Genomic DNA, 17,271 nt, shown 5'->3' with positions numbered 1-17,271 from the left:
GGCCCTGTATCCTTCGTGGGGCCCCAAGCGGCGGCGCACGCGCGCAAACACCGGAGCCCCATATCTTACCGGAAGCGCCCTGCCCGCACCCATGGCGAACGGCTGCCCGGCACGCACACGGTGCCGCGGCGCGCACGTGCGTCGTGCCGGCGGTGGCGCTTTGCTAGAATGCCGCGGAGTATAACGGACCCATTCTCGATGAGCCTGACCCTGCCCTCCCGGCGCTTCGCCCCGGCGCGCCACGCCATGACCGCACTGGCCGTGCTTGCCGCGCTGGCAGGCACCGCCCATGCGCAGAACGGCCCGCTGTCCCTGGCAGCCCCGACCGCGCCGCCTTCGGGCCCGCGCTCGGCAGATCCCGGCATGGACAAGGCCGAACGCGCCGCCGCCGGCAAACGCTACGACGAAGCCATCTCCGGCTTCGACCGCGTGCTGGCCGCCAATCCGCGCAACGCGCAGGCCCGTTTCGAACGTGCCTGGGCCATGGCCCAGGCCGGACGCGAGGACCAGGCAATCCAGGCGTTCGCCGAGATGGCGCAGGACTTTCCGGAGCTGCCCGAGCCGCACAACAACCTGGCGCTGCTCTACGCAAAGCGCGGCGACCTGAAGCGCGCCGAGGCCGAACTGCTGCTGGCCACGGAGGTGAAGCCGGACTTCGCCATCGGGTACACCAACCTTGGCGACGTCTACCGCCGCCTGGCCGAGCAGTCCTATGCCGAAGCGCTGCGCCGCAACCCCGGCGATACGCGCGCCGGCGCTGCAATGCGGCAGTTGCGGCCGGCCGGAAGCCAGCCGAAGCCAGCCATCCCGTCGGTGACCGCCCCGGCCAGTGCTCCCGCCGCGCGCTGATACCCGCCACCAGACATTGCCTGTTCCGCTGCCGGGCTGCCAAGGCCCGGCAATCACCAATCTACCGGAGCTTCAGTCATGATCCGTTCCCGCCGCATCCTCCTGGCCGGCCTGAGCGCCGCCGCGCTGGCGCTGTCCGCATTGCCGTCGATGGCACAGCAGACGCAGAAAGCCGAACGTGTGCAGTTCGTCACCAACCAAGGCAAGTTCACCGTCGAGGTCTATCCCGACGCGGCGCCCAAGACCGTCGCCAACTTCATGGAATATGTGAAGAGCGGCTTCTACAGCGGCACCATCTTCCACCGCGTGATCAACGGCTTCATGGTCCAGGGCGGGGGCTTCGACCGCGAGATGAAGGAAAAGCCGACGCGTGCTCCGATCCCGCTCGAAGCGCAGAACGGCCTGAAGAACAAGGCTGGCACCGTGGCCATGGCCCGCACCGCAAACCCGAATTCCGCCACCGCTCAGTTCTTCGTCAATGTGGTGGATAATCCGAATCTCGACTACCCGCAGCCGGACGGCAACGGCTACGCAGTATTCGGCAAGGTGGTGGAAGGCATGGATACGATCGAGAAGATCAAGAACGTGCCGACCACGGCCTACGGCCCCATGCGCAATGTGCCGGCTGCGCCCATTGTGATCGAGTCGGCCAGCGTCATTCAATAAACACCACCGTACAGAGGAAAGCCCATGTCCAAGGTCCAGCTCCAAACCAACCAGGGTGTCATCACCATCGAACTCGACGCCGAGAAGGCTCCGAAGTCGGTCGAGAACTTCCTGTCGTATGTCCGCAAAGGCCACTATGACAACACCATCTTCCACCGCGTGATCAAGAACTTCATGATCCAGGGCGGCGGCTTCGAGCCGGGCATGAAGCAAAAGGGCACCGATGCCCCGATCGAAAACGAGGCCGGCAACGGCCTGAAGAACGACAAGTACACCGTGGCCATGGCGCGCACCAACGCACCGCATTCCGCCACGGCCCAGTTCTTCATCAACGTGGTCGACAACGACTTCCTGAACTTCAGCTCGCCGACGCCGCAAGGTTTCGGCTACGCCGTGTTCGGCAAGGTCGTTGAAGGCACCGACGTGGTCGACCAGATCAAGGGCGTGCGCACCGGCAGCTCGGGCTTCCATCAGGACGTGCCGCTGGAAGACGTCGTGATCGAAAAGGCTGTGGTCGTCGAGTAAGAACGCGATCCATGCTTCACGATTGCGGCTTCATGCACGCTTCCCTGCCGACAACTACATCGACCTGGCCGCGCGCATGACCGCAATCCCCACCACGCCGGTGGCCGGTCCCCTCGAGGTACAGGCGCCGGCGTGGTTCATTTCCGATCTGCACCTGACGCCAGGCATGCCGCGCACGCTGGCCGCGTTCGAGCGCGTGCTCGAACGTGCCGCCATGGAAGCGCGCACGCTGTTCATCCTTGGCGATTTCTTCGAGTTCTGGGTCGGTGACGAAGAGACCAGTTCGCCGTTCGCCGCACGGGTGGCCACGGCGCTGCGCACGCTGGCAGGACGTGGCGTGCCGGTCTACCTGATGCACGGAAATCGCGATTTCCTGCTCGGCAAGCGCTTCGCCAAAGCGGCGGGAGCCACCTTGCTTCCGGATCCCACCGTCATTCTGTGCGCCGGCCAGCGCGTGGTGCTCAGCCATGGCGACATGCTGTGCACCGACGACGAGCGCTACAACCGTTTCCGACGATGGACCCGCAAGCGCTGGGTGCAACGGGTATTCCTCGCCCTGCCGCTGTCCGCACGTCTCGGCGTGGCCCGTCGGCTGCGTGCCGACAGCGAAGCCGGCCGCCAGCGCCAGGTTGACCAGGGACAGCCGACCCACGTCGTGTACGGAGATACCTCGCCGGCCGCGGTGACCGCCCTTCTCGAGGCCAGCGATGCCAGGCTGCTCGTCCATGGCCACACTCACCGGCCCGCACGGCATCAGGATGCCGCCGGCGTGCGATGGGTGCTGACCGATTGGGATCTCGATGGCAGCCAGCCGCGCGCCGCGGTGCTGCAGCTCGACGAAGGCGGCTTTCACGTGCTGCCGCAGACGACATAAGGGGCAGCCGCGGCTGCCCCTAATTTTTTGCTTCGCCGTCGCCTGTCGCCTACTTCATCAGCCTGCGCAGTTCGCTGGCATCGAAGCGGTCGTTCGGCGTGTTCTCGAGATGCTCGCCCAGGCGATCGAGTGCGGCCAGTACGGCCTCGATACGATCATTCTGCTTGGCTGCATTGTCGATCAGCCCCTTGAGCGCGAGAGACACCGGATCATCCGCATTAGGCGTGATGCCATAGGCTGAGAACTCCTGCTTCGCACCCTGCTGCGATGTCGGCGCGTCGGGCAGGATGATACGCGCCGGAATGCCCACCGCCGTCGCACCGGGAGGCACGGGCTTGAGCACCACGGCATTGGAGCCCACACGAGCGCCGTCACCGACCACGAAACCGCCAAGCACCTTGGCGCCCGCGCTGACCACCACGTTGGCGCCCAGCGTCGGATGCCGTTTCTGGCCCTTGTACAGCGACGTACCGCCCAGCGTCACGCCCTGGTAGATCGTGCAGTCGTCGCCGATCTCCGCGGTTTCGCCGATCACCACACCCATGCCGTGGTCGATAAATACGCGACGGCCCAGCTTCACCGCAGGATGAATCTCGATGCCGGTGAGAAAGCGGGACCAGTGCGAGATCCAGCGTCCCAGCCAATGAAAGCCGCCATTCCAGCAAGCGTGGGCAAAGCGGTGGAACACCACGGCATGCAGGCCGGGATAGCAGGTCAGGACTTCGAGGCGGCTGCGCGCGGCGGGATCGCGCAGCATGATGGTGTCGATATCTTCCTTCAGACGAGAGAACATCTTGGTCGTGTCGTGTTGCCGCGCCGTGCGCCAGCCGCGCGGGCATCTGCCGTGGGCTCGGTCGCCGGCGCGGTCATTGGCCGGTGAAAACGGGGATCCGGGAGTGTAAGAGATTTGCGGCCCCGATGCCGTCAGGGACATTGGCTTCGACGCGTGTTCAACATCGCTGGGACAGGGACGCGCGACCAGCCACCGGCCTGCGCGCGCATCGGCGCGTCGCAGTGGGGAAACTCGGTGTCTGGGCCTGGTTCTGCGCCACGGTTCAATGTTCCTCTTGCCTGGCCGGTGTGGACGGCCCTGATTGTTCTGGCTTGGTGCGACCGCCGCGCACGGCGATCAGCATGTGCTTGGCGATGCCGCGCAGGATGTTCACTTCCTCACGCTCCAACCCGGCACGTGCGAGCAGCCGCCGCAGGCGCGTCATCAGCTTGCGCGGATTGGCCGGGTCCAGGAAGCCAATCGCTTCCAGCCCCTGCTGCAGGTGGCCGAACATCGATTCGACCTGCTCCGCCGTCGCCGGCTCACCAGCATAGCCGATATTGCCACTGTCGTCCGGCGCGGCCTGCGCCCGGTCCAGCAGCGCCAGGCGCATCTCGTAGGCAATGAGCTGCACGGCCTGGGCCAGATTGAGCGAGGCATAGACCGGATTGGCGGGGATATGCGTCACCGCCACGCAGCGCTCGACGACGTCGTTGGGCAGGCCGTAGCGCTCGTTGCCGAATACGAATGCGATCTCGTCCCCGGCCCGGGCAGCCAGCGACTCGGCACCGCGTGCGGCAGCGTCACGCGGCAGCAGCCGGGGCGGGCCGAACTCGCGTTGCCGTGCGGTCATCGCCACGGTCTGCGTGGCCCCCTCCAGCGCGGCTTCGATGCTGTCCACAATCACCGCGCCGGCCAGCACGTCGTCAGCGCCGCTGGCCATGGCCACGGCATCCGGGTGCTCGCGCACGCCAGGCTCACGTGGCGAGACCAGCACCAGGCTGCCAAAGCCCATGGTCTTGATCGCGCGCGCCACCGAGCCGACATTGCCGGGGTGGCTGGTTTCGACCAGCACAAAGCGCACGCGGGCGAACATGCCGTCCGCAGGCATGGCCAGCGCGGCCGTTCCGGCGGCCTGGCTCGTCTCGTTTGCCGGGTTCATATACAATTCAGCTTCTTCTTCGGCGCGGCGCCGATATTTTGCTTGCCAGCGAGACGCTTGCAGCACATATGGCGACGCCCCACGTTCTTCTACAATTCGTTGTGTTGTCAGCTGCCCGGACCCCGGTGCGCGAAATCGTTCGCGCCATGGCGGAAATCCGGTGCGGCCTGGAGAGATTCATGCATCCGATGCTCAATATCGCCATCAAGGCGGCCCGCAAGGCGGGTTCCATCATCAACCGCGCGTCGCTAGACGTCGATCTGGTGCGCGTTTCGCGCAAACAACACAACGATTTCGTGACCGAGGTCGACAAGGCTGCCGAAGCGGCGATCATCGAGATCATCCGCACTGCCTACCCCGAACACGCCATTCTAGCGGAAGAGTCCGGCCAGTCCTGGGCCGAGGGCGAAGACCAGCACGAGTACACCTGGGTCATCGACCCGCTCGACGGCACCACCAACTTCATCCACGGCTTCCCGCAATACGCCGTATCGATCGCCCAGCTGCATCGTGGCGTTCCGTCGCAGGCCGTGGTCTACGACCCGACCCGTGACGAACTGTTTACCGCGAGCAAGGGCGCCGGCGCATTCCTGAACAACCGCCGCATCCGCGTCACGCGCCGCGACAAGCTGGCCGATTGCCTGATCGGCACCGGCTTCCCGTTCCGCGACCTCGAAGGCGTGGACGAGTACCTGGAAATCTTCGCGCTGATGACGCGCAGCTGCGCTGGCCTGCGCCGCCCTGGCGCCGCCGCGCTGGACCTCGCCTATGTGGCGTGCGGCCGGCTGGACGGCTTCTTCGAAAGCGGCCTGAAGCCCTGGGATATGGCTGCCGGCATGCTACTGATCACTGAATCGGGCGGCCTGGTCGGCAACTACGCCGGCGAAGCGCGCCAAATGGAACAAGGCGAAGTGTTGGCCGGCAACCCGAAGGCCTTTGCCCAGATGGTTCGCCTGCTGTCGCCGTACTCGCTGGACAACGCCAAGCCCGCCGCCACGGCCTGAGTTCCTGCCTCTTATACGCAAGGCGCCCGCCACTCCGGCGGGCGTTTTTGTTTTTGCGCCGCCCGCGACGTCGGGCCGCGATGATCCACGTCAAGGTCGCTGCAGCCGTGCTTGCTCAGAATGGGAATGCCATAGCACATTTCTGAGGAGGCCCCGCATGTTCCCTGAATACCGCGACCAGATTTCCCTGCTGAAGACGCAGGACGCTCATTTCGCACGGCTGTTCGATCGCCACAACCAGCTGGACCAGGAAATCCACAATATGGAAGCCGGCATCCTGCACGGCACCACCATGGAGATCGAGCGCCTCAAGAAGGAAAAGCTTCAGCTCAAGGACCAGCTCTACGCCATCCTGCGCAATACACAGGCTTGATCATGGCAGGAACCAACCATGACACCAGCGCGGCTGACGCAGTCCGCGCCACCGCACGCGGCGACGTGCTGCCCACCAATACGACCCGCTCGGCCGAGCGCAACGAGGTGAACGATGCCATCGGCGCCGCCGTCCAGCTCGCGGCGAACAGCATGCAGGACGTGCTTGCCCATCAGGACAAGGACAGCGTGCTGGATTCGATCCGCGCGCTGATGGACGGGCTCTCGCCCGACGAGGCCGGGCAGTTGCGCAGCCTGATCCTCGAAGGCGACCCGGGCGCCTGGCAGGCCGGCCGCAACCGGCATCCGGACGAGGAACTGTCTGCGGCCTGGCGCGACGGCGCGTATCCGTACCAGAACCTGATGTCGCGCCGCAATTACGAGAAGCAGAAGTACCGCCTGCAGGTCGAACTGCTGAAGCTGCAGGCCTGGGTGCGCGAGACCGGCCAGCGCGTGGTGATCGTGTTCGAAGGGCGCGACGCGGCTGGCAAGGGCGGCACCATCAAACGCTTCATGGAACACATGAACCCGCGCGGCGCGCGCGTGGTCGCACTGGAAAAGCCCACCGAGTCCGAACGGGGGCAATGGTACTTCCAGCGCTACGTGCAGCACCTGCCGTCAGCCGGCGAGATCGTGCTGTTCGACCGTTCCTGGTACAACCGCGCGGGCGTGGAACACGTGATGGGCTTCTGCTCGCCGCAGGAGTACCAGGATTTCCTGCAGCAGGCACCGGAATTCGAGCGCCATCTGGTTCGCAGCGGCATCCACTTGTTCAAGTTCTGGTTCTCGGTCAGCCGGCATGAACAGCGCCGCCGCTTCAAGGAACGCCAGGTCCATCCGCTCAAGCAATGGAAGCTGAGCCCCGTGGATATCGCCTCGCTCGACAAGTGGGATGCATACACACGCGCCAAGGAAGCGATGTTCGCCCATACGGACACCGCCGATGCACCGTGGACGGTGATCCGCTCGGATTGCAAGAAGCGCGCGCGCCTGAATGCGCTGCGCTTCATCCTGTCGCGCTTTCCTTACGGCAACCGCGACACCACGGCGATTGGCCAGCCGGACCCGCTGATCGTCGGACGCGCGCTCGCCAACTGACCAGTCCTTCCCGCCCCCCCCTCTTTCCGTCATTGAAAGGAATACCATGTTCAAGCACATCCTGCTCCCGGTCGATGGCTCGGAGCTTTCGCACAAGGCCGTTTCCGCCGCCATTGAGTTCGCGCGTGCGACTGGCGCCAGGCTGACCCCCTATATGTCCGTGGAAGAGTATCCCTACGTCCTGTCGACCGACTCCAGCCATGAAAAGCGCGACGTGTTCCAGCAACGGATGGAAGCTGCCGCCAGGCAAGAGCTTTCGCGCATCGAGGCTGCCGCGGCACTGGCGGGCGTGCCGTGCACGGGACACGTCTCGACAGCCTCGGCGCCGTTCCGCGGGATCATCAATTCCGCACAGCATCTCGCTTGCGACGTCATTTTCATGGCATCGCATGGCCGCAGCGGCATCGCGGGGCTGCTGCTCGGCAGTGAAACCCAGAAGGTGCTGACGCACAGTACGATTCCGGTACTCGTGTTCCGCTGATATTGGTTCAACGCCCTCTCTCCACCGGCATAGCGGCGGCTATGCCGGCCATCCTCCAGATTTCCCGGCCCTACGCGCTGGGGTCACAAGCCCGCCTGCGGTAAACTCCCTACTTTGGCCGTCCGGACACAATCCGGGCGCGCATCCGCGCGCTGCGGAATCACATGCCGGGGAAGAGACGGCAACGACCCGCAACGTCGTGCGGGCTACGCTGCCGGCTACGCCGCAAGGCCACGCCAGACAAGGGAATGCAGGAGAAAATCGAATTGAATCAGGAAGTTGCGAAGCCCCTTGCGGAGAAGCACACTCCGATGATGCAGCAATATTTGCGCATCAAAGCGGACCATCCGGACACTTTGCTCTTCTACCGGATGGGCGACTTCTACGAGCTGTTTCACGACGATGCCGAAAAGGCCGCGCGGCTGCTCGATATCACGCTGACCGCGCGCGGCAGTTCCAACGGCGTGCCGATCCGCATGGCGGGCATTCCGTTCCATTCGGCGGACCAGTACCTCGCCAAGCTCGTGAAGCTTGGCGAGTCGGTCGCGATCTGCGAACAGATCGGCGACCCGGCCGCGAGCAAGGGCCCTGTCGAGCGCAAGGTGGTGCGCATTGTCACGCCTGGCACGCTGACCGACGCCTCGCTGTTGCCGGACAAGTCCGATACGTTCCTGATGGCGGTCCATCAGCAGACCACGCGGCGCGGCGTCAGCAAGACCGGGCTGGCCTGGCTGAACCTGGCTAGCGGCGAACTTCGGCTGATGGAATGCGAAGCGGCACAGCTCGCGCGCGAATTCGAACGCATCCGCCCCGCCGAATTGCTCTACGCGGACGGCATCGATTTGCCTGCCGTGGCATGCGCGCGCACGCGGCTACCGGAGTGGCACTTCGACCAGGATGCCGGCACGCGCCGCCTGCTCGAACAGCTTGGCGTGGCGAGCCTGGAACCCTTCGGGTGCGCCGGGCTCGGCGCCGCGATCGGTGCGGCCGGCGCGCTGCTGAACTATGCGGCGACCACGCAGGGCCAGTCGCTGCGCCATGTGCGTGACATCAAGGTCGAGCGCGAATCGGAATTCGTCGGGCTGGACTCGGCCACGCGTCGAAACCTGGAGCTGACCGAGACGCTGCGTGGCGGCGAATCGCCCACGCTGTTCTCTCTGCTGGATACCTGCGCGACGGCGATGGGCAGCCGCGCGCTGCGCCACTGGCTGCATCACCCGCTACGCGATCCCGCGCTGCCGCGCGCACGACAGCAGGCCATCGGCGTGCTGATCGACCACGGCATCGACGACCTGCGCAGCGCATTACGCAAGCTTGCTGACGTCGAGCGCATTACCTCGCGCTTGGCGCTGCTGAGCGCGCGCCCGCGCGATTTGTCTTCGCTGCGCGATACGCTGCGCGCGTTGCCGCATGTGCGCGCGTGCCTGCAGGCCGAGCCGGACAGCTCGCTGCTGTCGCTGACCGTCGCCGAACTCGCCGTGCCGCAAGCCTGCCTGGACCTGCTGATCTCCGCGGTCGCCGAGGAGCCCGCCACGGTCGTGCGCGACGGCGGCGTGATCGCGCGCGGCTATGACGCGGAACTCGACGAGCTGCGCGATATTTCCGAGAACTGCGGCCAGTTCCTGGTCGACCTGGAATCGCGCGAGCGTACCCGCACCGGCATCGCCAACCTGCGTGTCGAGTACAACCGCGTGCATGGCTTCTACATCGAAGTCACGAACGGCCAGGCCGACAAGGTGCCCGACGATTACCGCCGGCGCCAGACGCTCAAGAACGCTGAACGCTATATCACGCCCGAGCTGAAAGCCTTCGAGGACAAGGCGCTGTCGGCGCAGGACCGTGCGCTAGCGCGCGAGAAGCAGCTCTACGACGTGCTGCTGCAGGCGCTGCTGCCGCATATCGGCGAACTGCAACGCGTGGCCGGTGCTCTGGCGCGGCTTGACGTGCTGGCCTCGCTGGCCGAGCGCGCGCAGACGCTGGACTGGTCGTGCCCGGAGCGCGTGGGCGACAACGTGATCGACATCGTGCAGGGCCGCCATCCCGTGGTGGAAGGCCAGCTCGCTGCCGAATCCGTGCCATTCATCGCCAACGACTGCCAGCTCAACGAGGCGCGCAAGTTGCTGCTGATCACCGGCCCGAACATGGGCGGTAAGTCGACCTTCATGCGGCAGACCGCGCTGATCGTGCTGCTCGCCTGCGTGGGCGCCTACGTACCGGCCCGGCGCGCAGTGATCGGCCCCGTGGACCGCATCTTTACGCGTATCGGCGCCGCCGACGACCTGGCGGGCGGACGCTCTACGTTCATGGTCGAGATGACCGAGGCGGCGGCGATCCTGCACCACGCCACGCCTGCCAGCCTGGTGCTGATGGACGAGATTGGGCGCGGCACCTCGACCTTCGACGGGCTCGCACTGGCCTGGGCGATCGCACGCCACCTGCTGTCGCACAACCGTAGCCACACGCTGTTCGCAACCCACTACTTCGAACTCACGCAACTGCCGCAGGAGTTCCCGCAGGCTGCGAACGTGCACCTGTCGGCCGTTGAACATGGCGACGGCATTGTCTTCCTGCACGCGGTGCAGGACGGCCCCGCCAGCCAAAGCTACGGCTTGCAGGTCGCGCAGCTCGCCGGCGTGCCGCAGCCCGTGATTCGCGCCGCACGCAAGCATCTCGCATGGCTCGAACAGCAGTCGGCCGATGCCACGCCGACGCCGCAGCTCGACCTGTTCGCCCCGCCGCCACATCCTGACACGAGCGACGACGACGAGCCTGTCAGCATTGGAAAACCTGTGCAAGTCGCATTGCTGCCCGAACAGGCAGCTGTGCTCGACGCGCTCTCGGATCTGGACCCGGACAGCCTCACTCCACGTGCTGCGCTGGATGCGCTCTACCGGCTCAAGGTGCTGGCTGGCGAGGTTGTCGACGCCGCATGAATGCTTCGGGCAGCCGGCTCCGTGGCCGGGCGTTGATCATTGCCGCATTGCTGCCGTTGCTGGCCGCCATGTCAGTGTCCGCCGCCGCGCCAGCCCGCCGCGCGGGCAAGACCACTGGCCCGGAGACCATCCGCATCGCGTTGCTGGCGGACCTACCGCAATGGCCGGCAGCCGAAGACCGCTTCGCCGCCCTCCTCGACCTGCTGGCCGAGCGCAAACTGGACCTCGTTGTCCATGCAGGCGGTATCAAGGGCGATACGGAGTCATGCGGCGATGCGGTGCTGCAGGCGCGGCAACACCTGCTCGACCAGTCGCCGCTGCCGCTGGTGTACGTGCCTGGCGAAACCGACTGGGCCGAATGCCACCTGCCGGTCAATGGCAATTTCGATGCCGTGGAGCGGCTCAACCGCTTGCGCGAGCTGTTCTTTCCGGAGGATGCCACGCTGGGCAGGCATCCGCGTGCCGTCGTGCGGCAGTCGGACCAGGCCATGTTCCGCAGCTTCCGCGAGAATGTGCGGATCAGCCTCGGCAATATTCTGCTGGTCGGCCTGAATGTTCCTGGCGACAACAACCACTATCGTAACGAAGGTGGCCGCAACGGGGAGTTTGAGGATCGTCGTGAGGCCAACCGGCAATGGCTCGCGCGCGCGTTCTCGATCGCGCAGCAGCATGGCATGACGGGGCTCATCATCGTCGCACATGGCGATCCGCAGTTTGGCAACGGCTGGGAGAAACGCGGCAAGCCGTCGCTGCTTGACGGATTCATGCGCCGGCGCCCGCGTGATGGCTACCTCGAGTTCAAGCGACAGTTGCGCGAAATGGCTGGCCGCTATCGAGGGCAGGTGCTGCTCGTGCACGCGAGCAGCAATGGTTTTCGCACCGACAAGCCATTGCGTGATACCACGGGCAAGGCGATGCAAAACTTCACGCGCGTGGCGCTGCCGGCCGGCACGACGGCGCAATGGACTGAACTGATCGTGACACCGCAAGCGGCCTCGCCGTTCAGCGTGGTGCTGAAGGATGGAGTCGGAAATTAGCCGGCGCTCGCCATAAAACAAAAGAGCCGGCATGACCGGCTCTTTTGCTGACATCGCTTTCGCGAGATCTCAGTGCAGCGTACGCGGGGTGTCGTCGTCATCTTCATCGGCCACCTCGACGCCCGATGCGCCGTGCGCGTGGCCGTGTTCGATTTCCTCGGCCGTGGCTTCACGCACTTCGGACACCTTCAGCCAGAAGCGCAGCGCCATGCCGGCCAGCGGATGGTTGCCGTCGAGCACCACCTTGTCTTCGGCCACATCGGTCACGGTGTAGATGACGGAGTCTTCTTCATCGCCATCCTCCGGCATGCCTTCGAACTGCATGCCGACTTCGAGCGGCTCGGGGAAACGGTCGCGCGGCTCGACCTTGACGAGGTCGGCGTCGTAGTCGCCAAATGCGTCTTCGGGTTCCAGCTGCAACTGAGTCTCGAAGCCAGTGTCGTGGCCGTCGAGTGCTTCCTCGATCTTGGGGAACGTGCCATCATAGCCGCCGTGCAAGTAGACCATGGCCTCATCCGATTCCTCGATCAGATTGCCTTGCGCATCCGACAGCTTGTACACCACGGACACCACCGTGTTCTTAGCGATTTTCAATTCTTGACTCCATGAACGATTCCGCATTATACGCGCACGCCCTGCCACCTGGCCCCGTCGATCCGGATGCACCGCTGGGCCTTCTAGGTGGCATGACGCCCGCTGCTTTCATGCGCGATATCTGGCAACGGAAACCGCTGTTGATTCGACAGGCATTTCCCGAAATTGTGCCGCCTGTGTCGCGCGAGGCGCTTTTCGCGCTAGCCGACCGGGACGAAGTCGAGTCGCGCCTGGTGACGCACTTCCGCAACAGGTGGAAGCTCGAGAACGGCCCGTTCGCCGCCGACAACCTGCCGACCATCAAGACTAAACAGTGGACCCTGCTGGTGCAGGGTGTCAACCTCCATGACGCGGCCGCGGCCGACCTGATGGGTCAGTTCCGCTTCGTGCCCGACGCGCGCCTGGACGACCTGATGATCAGCTACGCGACCGACGGTGGCGGTGTCGGTCCGCACTTCGATTCCTACGACGTGTTTCTGCTGCAGGTTTCGGGCCGGCGCCGCTGGCGCATCTCGTCGCAGACGAAGCTCGATCTCGTACCGGATATGCCGCTGAAGATCCTGGCCGACTTCAGTGCCGAAGAGGAATGGGTGCTCGAGCCCGGCGACATGCTCTACCTGCCCCCGCAGTATGCGCACGATGGCATTGCCGAAGGCGAATGCATGACATGCTCGATCGGCTTCCGCGCGCCTGCGTACCGCGAACTTGCGGGCCATTTCCTTGCGTGGCTGTCCGAGACTGTCGAAGACAACGAAGACCTCGGCGGTCGTTATGCGGATCCTGGCGAGCGTGCGGCAAAGCATCCCGCGCAACTGCCGGCCGGCATGGCGAAGGCTGTCGCGCAGCGCCTCAAGGCCTTGCAATGGAACGGTGCGATGGTGTCGGAATTCGTGGGTACCTACCTGTCCGAACCGAAGCCAACGGTCGAGTTTGCCCAGGTGCCCGATATCCCGATGCGGCAGTATGCCAAGCTCGCGCGCGCGCATGGCGTCGTATTGGCACCCGGGTCGATTGCGCTCTATGACAACACGCATTTCTTCCTGAATGGTGAAGCATACGAGCCTGAGCCGGAACTGGCACAGTGGTTGCGTCGATTGGCCGATTATCGGCAACTTTCCGCAAAGGAAGTGGAGACATGTGCCGGCCTGCCGGATCTGCTTGATACCTTCCATCACTGGACACTAGAGGGCTGGTTGCAGCTTTCACCGGCGGCACTGTAATAATGCGTAACATTGCAATTCCGTAAATTTTCACGCTACACAAGCCGGGAAAACGCGGATATAATCGTCGGCTGGCTAGTACTGTGTACCACTGCATTTGTCGGCACCGGGAGAGCCTCTATTTTGCAGTTCAAGAGCGATAATTACCGGTAATTATTCATCGCCTGTTTTTTTGGTTATTACAAGTTAAAGGACGAACAATGAAGAAGTCTCTCCTGATCGCATCGCTGCTGGCCGCTGTTGCTCTCGCCGCCTGCGGCAAGAAGGAAGAAGCTGCTGCTCCGGCTGCTGACACCGCCGCTCCGGCTGCTGCCGCTCCCGCCGCTGAAGCTTCGGCTCCTGCCGCTGAAGCCCCGGCCGCTCCGGCTGCTGAAGCCTCGGCCCCGGCTGCTGACGCATCGGCTCCGGCCGCTGACGCTTCGGCTCCGGCTGCCAAGCAGTAATTGGTTCGTACCAACAAAAAAACCGACCTTCGGGTCGGTTTTTTTGTTTCTGCGGCGACCGCGCTAGCCACCACCAGCGCTTTCAGGCCATCAAATCTGATCGCCTCTTACCCCCGGACTGACTGCCAGTCCAGCCCCGCTTCCTGATCCGCCACCAGCACGTCCGTCGGCAATGCGCCAAGCGCAGACGCCAGCGCCGCCGTGGCAAGTTCACGCGTATTGTTCTGCTTGCTCAGGTGCGCCGCGACCACGCGATTCAGTCCGCTATGGGAAACCTGTGCGAGGATGCTTGCCGCGACCTCGTTGGCCAGGTGACCGAGATCTCCGCCGATGCGGCGCTTGAGAGAAGCCGGATAGACCGAGTTGCGCAACATCTCGCGATCGTGGTTGCATTCGAGCACCAGTGCGTCGACGCCTGACAGGCGCGCCGTCACATATGGCGTTTCCATTCCGATATCGGTCAGCACACCAAGGCGTGCATCCCCATCGGACAGCACGAATTGCAGAGGTTCGCGCGCATCGTGCGGCACGGTATAGGGCAGCACCTGCAGGCCGCCGATGCTGAACACATGGTCTGCACCGCAGACGCGCACGTCCGCCAACGCGGCGCCTCGCATATGCTGGGTGGCCAGCCATGTGCCATGGCTCGTATACACAGCAATGTCATGCCGGGCAGCGAATGGGTAAGCGGAGCCGACGTGATCGCCATGCTCGTGCGTCACCAGCACAGCATCGAGCTGGTCAGGCGTGACACCAAGGCGCTCGAGGCGCCTGGCCGTCTCGCGGATGCCGAAGCCGCAGTCCAGCAGGATGCGGGTAGTGGTGGTTCCTTCGCGGGATTCAACCAGCAGCGAGTTGCCCTCGCTGCCACTGCCAAGAAAGGCAAAGCGCATCATGCAAGCGCCCGCCTCATGACAAATCGCGTAGACCGGGCCGTGCGGCCCGTTCGATCGACCGGCACTCCACGTGTCAGTGGAGTTGCTCGTCGAGCAGCGAGAGGATGCGCTTGCCGACTTCGCCGTTCTCCGGCTGGCCGGCATCGTTGAGCACCGTCACCAGCGTGCCCGAGCCCGTGCCTTTGAGCGCCACGCGGTACTTCTTCGCGGTCTTCGGATCATCCGGCTTGGTGAACAGCTTCGAGAAGAAGCCACGGCTGTCGACGTTGGTGCGCGGGTCGACGTAGCGCACGTAGTACAGGCCCTGGGCACGGTCGCGGTCTTCGACGGTGAAGTTCACGCGATCAAGCGACAGGCCCACCGAACGCCAGGCGCGATCGAAAGGCTCGGGAATCTGCAGCGCCGGCGAGCCATTGACCTGCGACAGGTAGGACTTGCTGGCGGCCGATGCGGCATCACCCGCGACCGCAGCACCGGTCGCCTCGGCGGCAGCACCAGCCGCTGCGGCGTTGCCCACCGGCGTCGGGTTCTTGGCCATCTGGTTAGCCTGCTCCTTCTGCACGCCCAGGCGTTGCGCAAGGCGCGAAAGGAATTCGGCTTCCAGCTCCGGATCGGCCGGACGCGGCGTCCAGACGGTCGTCGACTTGTCGACGCCAGTCAGTTGCTCCTGCGCGCCACGATGGCTGATGAAGACTTCGAGCGTGCCGTTCTGCGAGCGCTCGACGCGCGTGCGGAACTTGTCGCGCTCCGACGTCGAGTACAGGCCGTCGAACACCTTGCCGATCGTATTGCGGATGATGTCCTGCGGAATCTTGGCGCGGTTTTCCGCCCAGTCCGTTTCCATGATGCCGGTCTCAGGCGAATCCTGGACCAGCAGGAAACCGCTTTCCTGCCAGAATCCACGCAGCGACTGCCACAGCTGGTCGGCGCGCATGCCGTTGCTGATCACGAGCCAGCGCTGGTTGCCGTCGCGCTCCATGCGGATGCCCTGCGCCGAAGGCAGGACGTTTTCCGTCGGCGAGGCCTCGCGGGTCTTGGTCGCCTGGCTGTAGTTCGACAGCGTCGAGGTGTTCGTACCACCCTGGTCCGGCACGGAATAGCGGCGATCGCCATCCAGCTTGGTCAGGTCAGGCGGAATGTCGAGCGACGGCGTACGCTTGGAAGCCGACGACTTGTAGTCGATCTTGTCCGGCTGCATCGCATCGTTGATGCTGCTGCAGCCCGTGATCACACCCGCGGCAAGCACGGGCACAACCAGTGCGGCGCGGCGGACTTGCGTCGCGCCACGGCGGTTAAGCTTGAGTTTCATTGACACGCAATCCTAGTTGAGGGGACGGCACGGGTGCGCCGGAAAATCAGCGCAGCAGGCCAGCGGCGGCCAGTGCCTTGCGCACGGTCTCGTGATTGGACTCCAGCAGCGGCGTGAGCGGCAGGCGGATGCCGCCTTCCATCTTGCCCATCTGCTGCAGAGCCCACTTGACCGGAATCGGGTTGGCCTCGACGAACATCGCCTTGTTCAACTCGATCAGTTCCATGTGCAGGCGGCGCGCGGTCACCACGTCGCCCTTGAGCGCGGCCACGCACATTTCGTGCATCTTGCGCGGCGCCACGTTGGCGGTCACCGAGATATTGCCTTTGCCGCCCAGCAGGATCAGCGCCACGGCGGTCGGATCGTCACCGCTGTAGATCGCAAAGCCTTCCGGCGCATCCTTGATCAGTTGCGCGGCGCGGTCGATGTTGCCGGTCGCTTCCTTCACCCCGACGATGCCTGGCACCTGCGCGAGGCGCAGGATGGTGTCGTTGGTCATGTCCGCAACGGTGCGGCCCGGCACGTTGTACAGCAGCACCGGCAGTTCCACCGCCTCGGCAATGGTGCGGAAATGCCGGTACATGCCTTCCTGGGTCGGCTTGTTGTAGTACGGCACGACCTGGAGCGAGGCGTCGGCGCCAACCTTCTTGGCGAAGGCCGTCAGCTCGATGGCTTCCTTGGTCGAGTTGCCGCCGGTACCGGCGATGATGGGAATCCGCTTGCCAGCCTGCTCCACCGCCACGCGAATCAGTTCGCAGTGCTCGTCCACCGAGACGGTGGGCGATTCGCCGGTGGTGCCAACGATCACGATGGCATCGGTGCCCTCGGCCACGTGCCAGTCGACGAGCGCGCGCAGCGCCGGGTAATCCAGGCTGCCGTCCTCATGCATCGGGGTGACGATGGCAACAATGCTGCCGGTAATCTGTGTCATAACGTTAGGGAATTCGGGATGCGAATAACGAGATTGTACCGGAACAGCCGGCCGCCTCGACCGATGTTCCGACAAGGGGTTACACCAAACGGTTCAACGTGTGAA

Annotated in this window: 18 protein-coding genes; 12 read left to right on the top strand and 6 right to left on the bottom strand. The window is 64.6% G+C overall.

The window, feature by feature from the left end:
• The first annotated feature begins 198 nt into the window (after positions 1-198).
• The 4 genes from K2O51_RS18105 (at position 199) to K2O51_RS18090 (ending at position 2,914) form a co-directional block, all read left to right on the top strand.
• Entirely contained in the window at positions 199-849 is a 651-nt protein-coding gene (locus K2O51_RS18105) for a tetratricopeptide repeat protein (protein ID WP_011297303.1), read from the top strand.
• Between the two features lie 78 nt (positions 850-927).
• Positions 928-1,515 (top strand): peptidylprolyl isomerase, encoded by a 588-nt coding sequence (locus K2O51_RS18100; RefSeq protein ID WP_011297302.1) that lies wholly within the window; start codon positions 928-930, stop codon positions 1,513-1,515.
• A 24-nt stretch (positions 1,516-1,539) separates the two neighbouring features.
• The gene (locus K2O51_RS18095) at positions 1,540-2,040 is read left to right on the top strand and encodes a peptidylprolyl isomerase (protein WP_011297301.1); all 501 of its coding nucleotides are present in this window, start codon (positions 1,540-1,542) and stop codon (positions 2,038-2,040) included.
• A 76-nt stretch (positions 2,041-2,116) separates the two neighbouring features.
• Complete coding sequence (locus tag K2O51_RS18090; RefSeq protein ID WP_041679873.1) at positions 2,117-2,914, top strand: UDP-2,3-diacylglucosamine diphosphatase; 798 nt, start codon at positions 2,117-2,119, stop codon at positions 2,912-2,914.
• A 49-nt stretch (positions 2,915-2,963) separates the two neighbouring features.
• Here the strand turns inward: K2O51_RS18090 and cysE are convergent, their stop codons facing one another.
• Both cysE and K2O51_RS18080 read right to left on the bottom strand, forming a co-directional pair.
• A complete protein-coding gene (gene cysE, locus K2O51_RS18085) occupies positions 2,964-3,707 on the bottom strand; it encodes a serine O-acetyltransferase (RefSeq protein ID WP_011297299.1) in 744 nt (247 codons plus the stop codon).
• A 262-nt stretch (positions 3,708-3,969) separates the two neighbouring features.
• Entirely contained in the window at positions 3,970-4,848 is an 879-nt protein-coding gene (locus K2O51_RS18080) for an RNA methyltransferase (RefSeq protein ID WP_049796405.1), read from the bottom strand.
• A gap of 179 nt (positions 4,849-5,027) precedes the next feature.
• Here K2O51_RS18080 and K2O51_RS18075 point away from each other — a divergent pair, with 179 nt between their 5' ends.
• From K2O51_RS18075 to K2O51_RS18050, 6 genes are all read left to right on the top strand, one after another.
• A complete protein-coding gene (locus tag K2O51_RS18075; RefSeq protein ID WP_011297297.1) occupies positions 5,028-5,852 on the top strand; it encodes an inositol monophosphatase family protein in 825 nt (274 codons plus the stop codon).
• A 157-nt stretch (positions 5,853-6,009) separates the two neighbouring features.
• Positions 6,010-6,225: an HP1242/YdcH family protein gene (locus K2O51_RS18070; protein WP_011297296.1), complete on the top strand. Its 216-nt coding sequence runs from the start codon at positions 6,010-6,012 to the stop codon at positions 6,223-6,225.
• 2 nt (positions 6,226-6,227) lie between these two features.
• Complete coding sequence (gene ppk2, locus K2O51_RS18065) at positions 6,228-7,322, top strand: polyphosphate kinase 2 (protein ID WP_011297295.1); 1,095 nt, start codon at positions 6,228-6,230, stop codon at positions 7,320-7,322.
• Positions 7,323-7,368: 46 nt separating this feature from the next.
• The gene (locus tag K2O51_RS18060) at positions 7,369-7,803 is read left to right on the top strand and encodes a universal stress protein (RefSeq protein ID WP_011297294.1); all 435 of its coding nucleotides are present in this window, start codon (positions 7,369-7,371) and stop codon (positions 7,801-7,803) included.
• Between the two features lie 311 nt (positions 7,804-8,114).
• Entirely contained in the window at positions 8,115-10,736 is a 2,622-nt protein-coding gene (mutS, locus tag K2O51_RS18055) for a DNA mismatch repair protein MutS (RefSeq protein WP_140949020.1), read from the top strand.
• Entirely contained in the window at positions 10,733-11,773 is a 1,041-nt protein-coding gene (locus tag K2O51_RS18050) for a hypothetical protein (RefSeq protein WP_220631460.1), read from the top strand. The genes mutS and K2O51_RS18050 overlap by 4 nt, the downstream gene beginning before the upstream one ends.
• Before the next feature lie 69 nt (positions 11,774-11,842).
• On the opposite strand, the gene K2O51_RS18045 is transcribed toward K2O51_RS18050, so the two are convergent.
• A complete protein-coding gene (locus tag K2O51_RS18045; protein WP_011297291.1) occupies positions 11,843-12,367 on the bottom strand; it encodes an FKBP-type peptidyl-prolyl cis-trans isomerase in 525 nt (174 codons plus the stop codon).
• Positions 12,368-12,378: 11 nt separating this feature from the next.
• Between K2O51_RS18045 and K2O51_RS18040 the strand changes: the two genes are divergently transcribed.
• Both K2O51_RS18040 and K2O51_RS18035 read left to right on the top strand, forming a co-directional pair.
• Positions 12,379-13,587: a cupin domain-containing protein gene (locus tag K2O51_RS18040; RefSeq protein WP_011297290.1), complete on the top strand. Its 1,209-nt coding sequence runs from the start codon at positions 12,379-12,381 to the stop codon at positions 13,585-13,587.
• Positions 13,588-13,787: 200 nt separating this feature from the next.
• Positions 13,788-14,030, top strand: a complete 243-nt coding sequence (locus tag K2O51_RS18035) for a hypothetical protein (RefSeq protein ID WP_011297289.1) — start codon at positions 13,788-13,790, stop codon at positions 14,028-14,030.
• Positions 14,031-14,137: 107 nt separating this feature from the next.
• Here the strand turns inward: K2O51_RS18035 and K2O51_RS18030 are convergent, their stop codons facing one another.
• The 3 genes from K2O51_RS18030 to dapA all read right to left on the bottom strand — a co-directional run bounded on the left by K2O51_RS18030 (position 14,138) and on the right by dapA (position 17,166).
• Positions 14,138-14,926 (bottom strand): MBL fold metallo-hydrolase, encoded by a 789-nt coding sequence (locus tag K2O51_RS18030; RefSeq protein ID WP_011297288.1) that lies wholly within the window; start codon positions 14,924-14,926, stop codon positions 14,138-14,140.
• Between the two features lie 73 nt (positions 14,927-14,999).
• Complete coding sequence (gene bamC, locus K2O51_RS18025) at positions 15,000-16,235, bottom strand: outer membrane protein assembly factor BamC (protein ID WP_011297287.1); 1,236 nt, start codon at positions 16,233-16,235, stop codon at positions 15,000-15,002.
• A gap of 46 nt (positions 16,236-16,281) precedes the next feature.
• Positions 16,282-17,166, bottom strand: a complete 885-nt coding sequence (dapA, locus tag K2O51_RS18020) for a 4-hydroxy-tetrahydrodipicolinate synthase (protein WP_140949021.1) — start codon at positions 17,164-17,166, stop codon at positions 16,282-16,284.
• Between the last annotated feature and the right edge of the window lie 105 nt (positions 17,167-17,271).

Origin of the sequence: Cupriavidus pinatubonensis, from assembly GCF_019602855.1 — a bacterium.
Taxonomy (GTDB): domain Bacteria; phylum Pseudomonadota; class Gammaproteobacteria; order Burkholderiales; family Burkholderiaceae; genus Cupriavidus; species Cupriavidus pinatubonensis.
This window is presented reverse-complemented; position numbering and strand designations above follow the sequence as displayed.

Excerpts from the sequence above, each read along its gene's own strand:
- K2O51_RS18105 (WP_011297303.1), top strand. The coding sequence starts at position 199 with ATGAGCCTGACCCTGCCCTCCCGGCGCTTCGCCCCGGCGCGCCACGCC.
- K2O51_RS18100 (WP_011297302.1), top strand. The coding sequence starts at position 928 with ATGATCCGTTCCCGCCGCATCCTCCTGGCCGGCCTGAGCGCCGCCGCG.
- K2O51_RS18095 (WP_011297301.1), top strand. The coding sequence starts at position 1,540 with ATGTCCAAGGTCCAGCTCCAAACCAACCAGGGTGTCATCACCATCGAA.
- K2O51_RS18090 (WP_041679873.1), top strand. The coding sequence starts at position 2,117 with ATGACCGCAATCCCCACCACGCCGGTGGCCGGTCCCCTCGAGGTACAG.
- cysE (WP_011297299.1), bottom strand. The coding sequence starts at position 3,707 with ATGTTCTCTCGTCTGAAGGAAGATATCGACACCATCATGCTGCGCGAT.
- K2O51_RS18080 (WP_049796405.1), bottom strand. The coding sequence starts at position 4,848 with ATGAACCCGGCAAACGAGACGAGCCAGGCCGCCGGAACGGCCGCGCTG.
- K2O51_RS18075 (WP_011297297.1), top strand. The coding sequence starts at position 5,028 with ATGCATCCGATGCTCAATATCGCCATCAAGGCGGCCCGCAAGGCGGGT.
- K2O51_RS18070 (WP_011297296.1), top strand. The coding sequence starts at position 6,010 with ATGTTCCCTGAATACCGCGACCAGATTTCCCTGCTGAAGACGCAGGAC.
- ppk2 (WP_011297295.1), top strand. The coding sequence starts at position 6,228 with ATGGCAGGAACCAACCATGACACCAGCGCGGCTGACGCAGTCCGCGCC.
- K2O51_RS18060 (WP_011297294.1), top strand. The coding sequence starts at position 7,369 with ATGTTCAAGCACATCCTGCTCCCGGTCGATGGCTCGGAGCTTTCGCAC.
- mutS (WP_140949020.1), top strand. The coding sequence starts at position 8,115 with ATGATGCAGCAATATTTGCGCATCAAAGCGGACCATCCGGACACTTTG.
- K2O51_RS18050 (WP_220631460.1), top strand. The coding sequence starts at position 10,733 with ATGAATGCTTCGGGCAGCCGGCTCCGTGGCCGGGCGTTGATCATTGCC.
- K2O51_RS18040 (WP_011297290.1), top strand. The coding sequence starts at position 12,379 with ATGAACGATTCCGCATTATACGCGCACGCCCTGCCACCTGGCCCCGTC.
- K2O51_RS18035 (WP_011297289.1), top strand. The coding sequence starts at position 13,788 with ATGAAGAAGTCTCTCCTGATCGCATCGCTGCTGGCCGCTGTTGCTCTC.
- K2O51_RS18030 (WP_011297288.1), bottom strand. The coding sequence starts at position 14,926 with ATGATGCGCTTTGCCTTTCTTGGCAGTGGCAGCGAGGGCAACTCGCTG.
- bamC (WP_011297287.1), bottom strand. The coding sequence starts at position 16,235 with ATGAAACTCAAGCTTAACCGCCGTGGCGCGACGCAAGTCCGCCGCGCC.
- dapA (WP_140949021.1), bottom strand. The coding sequence starts at position 17,166 with ATGACACAGATTACCGGCAGCATTGTTGCCATCGTCACCCCGATGCAT.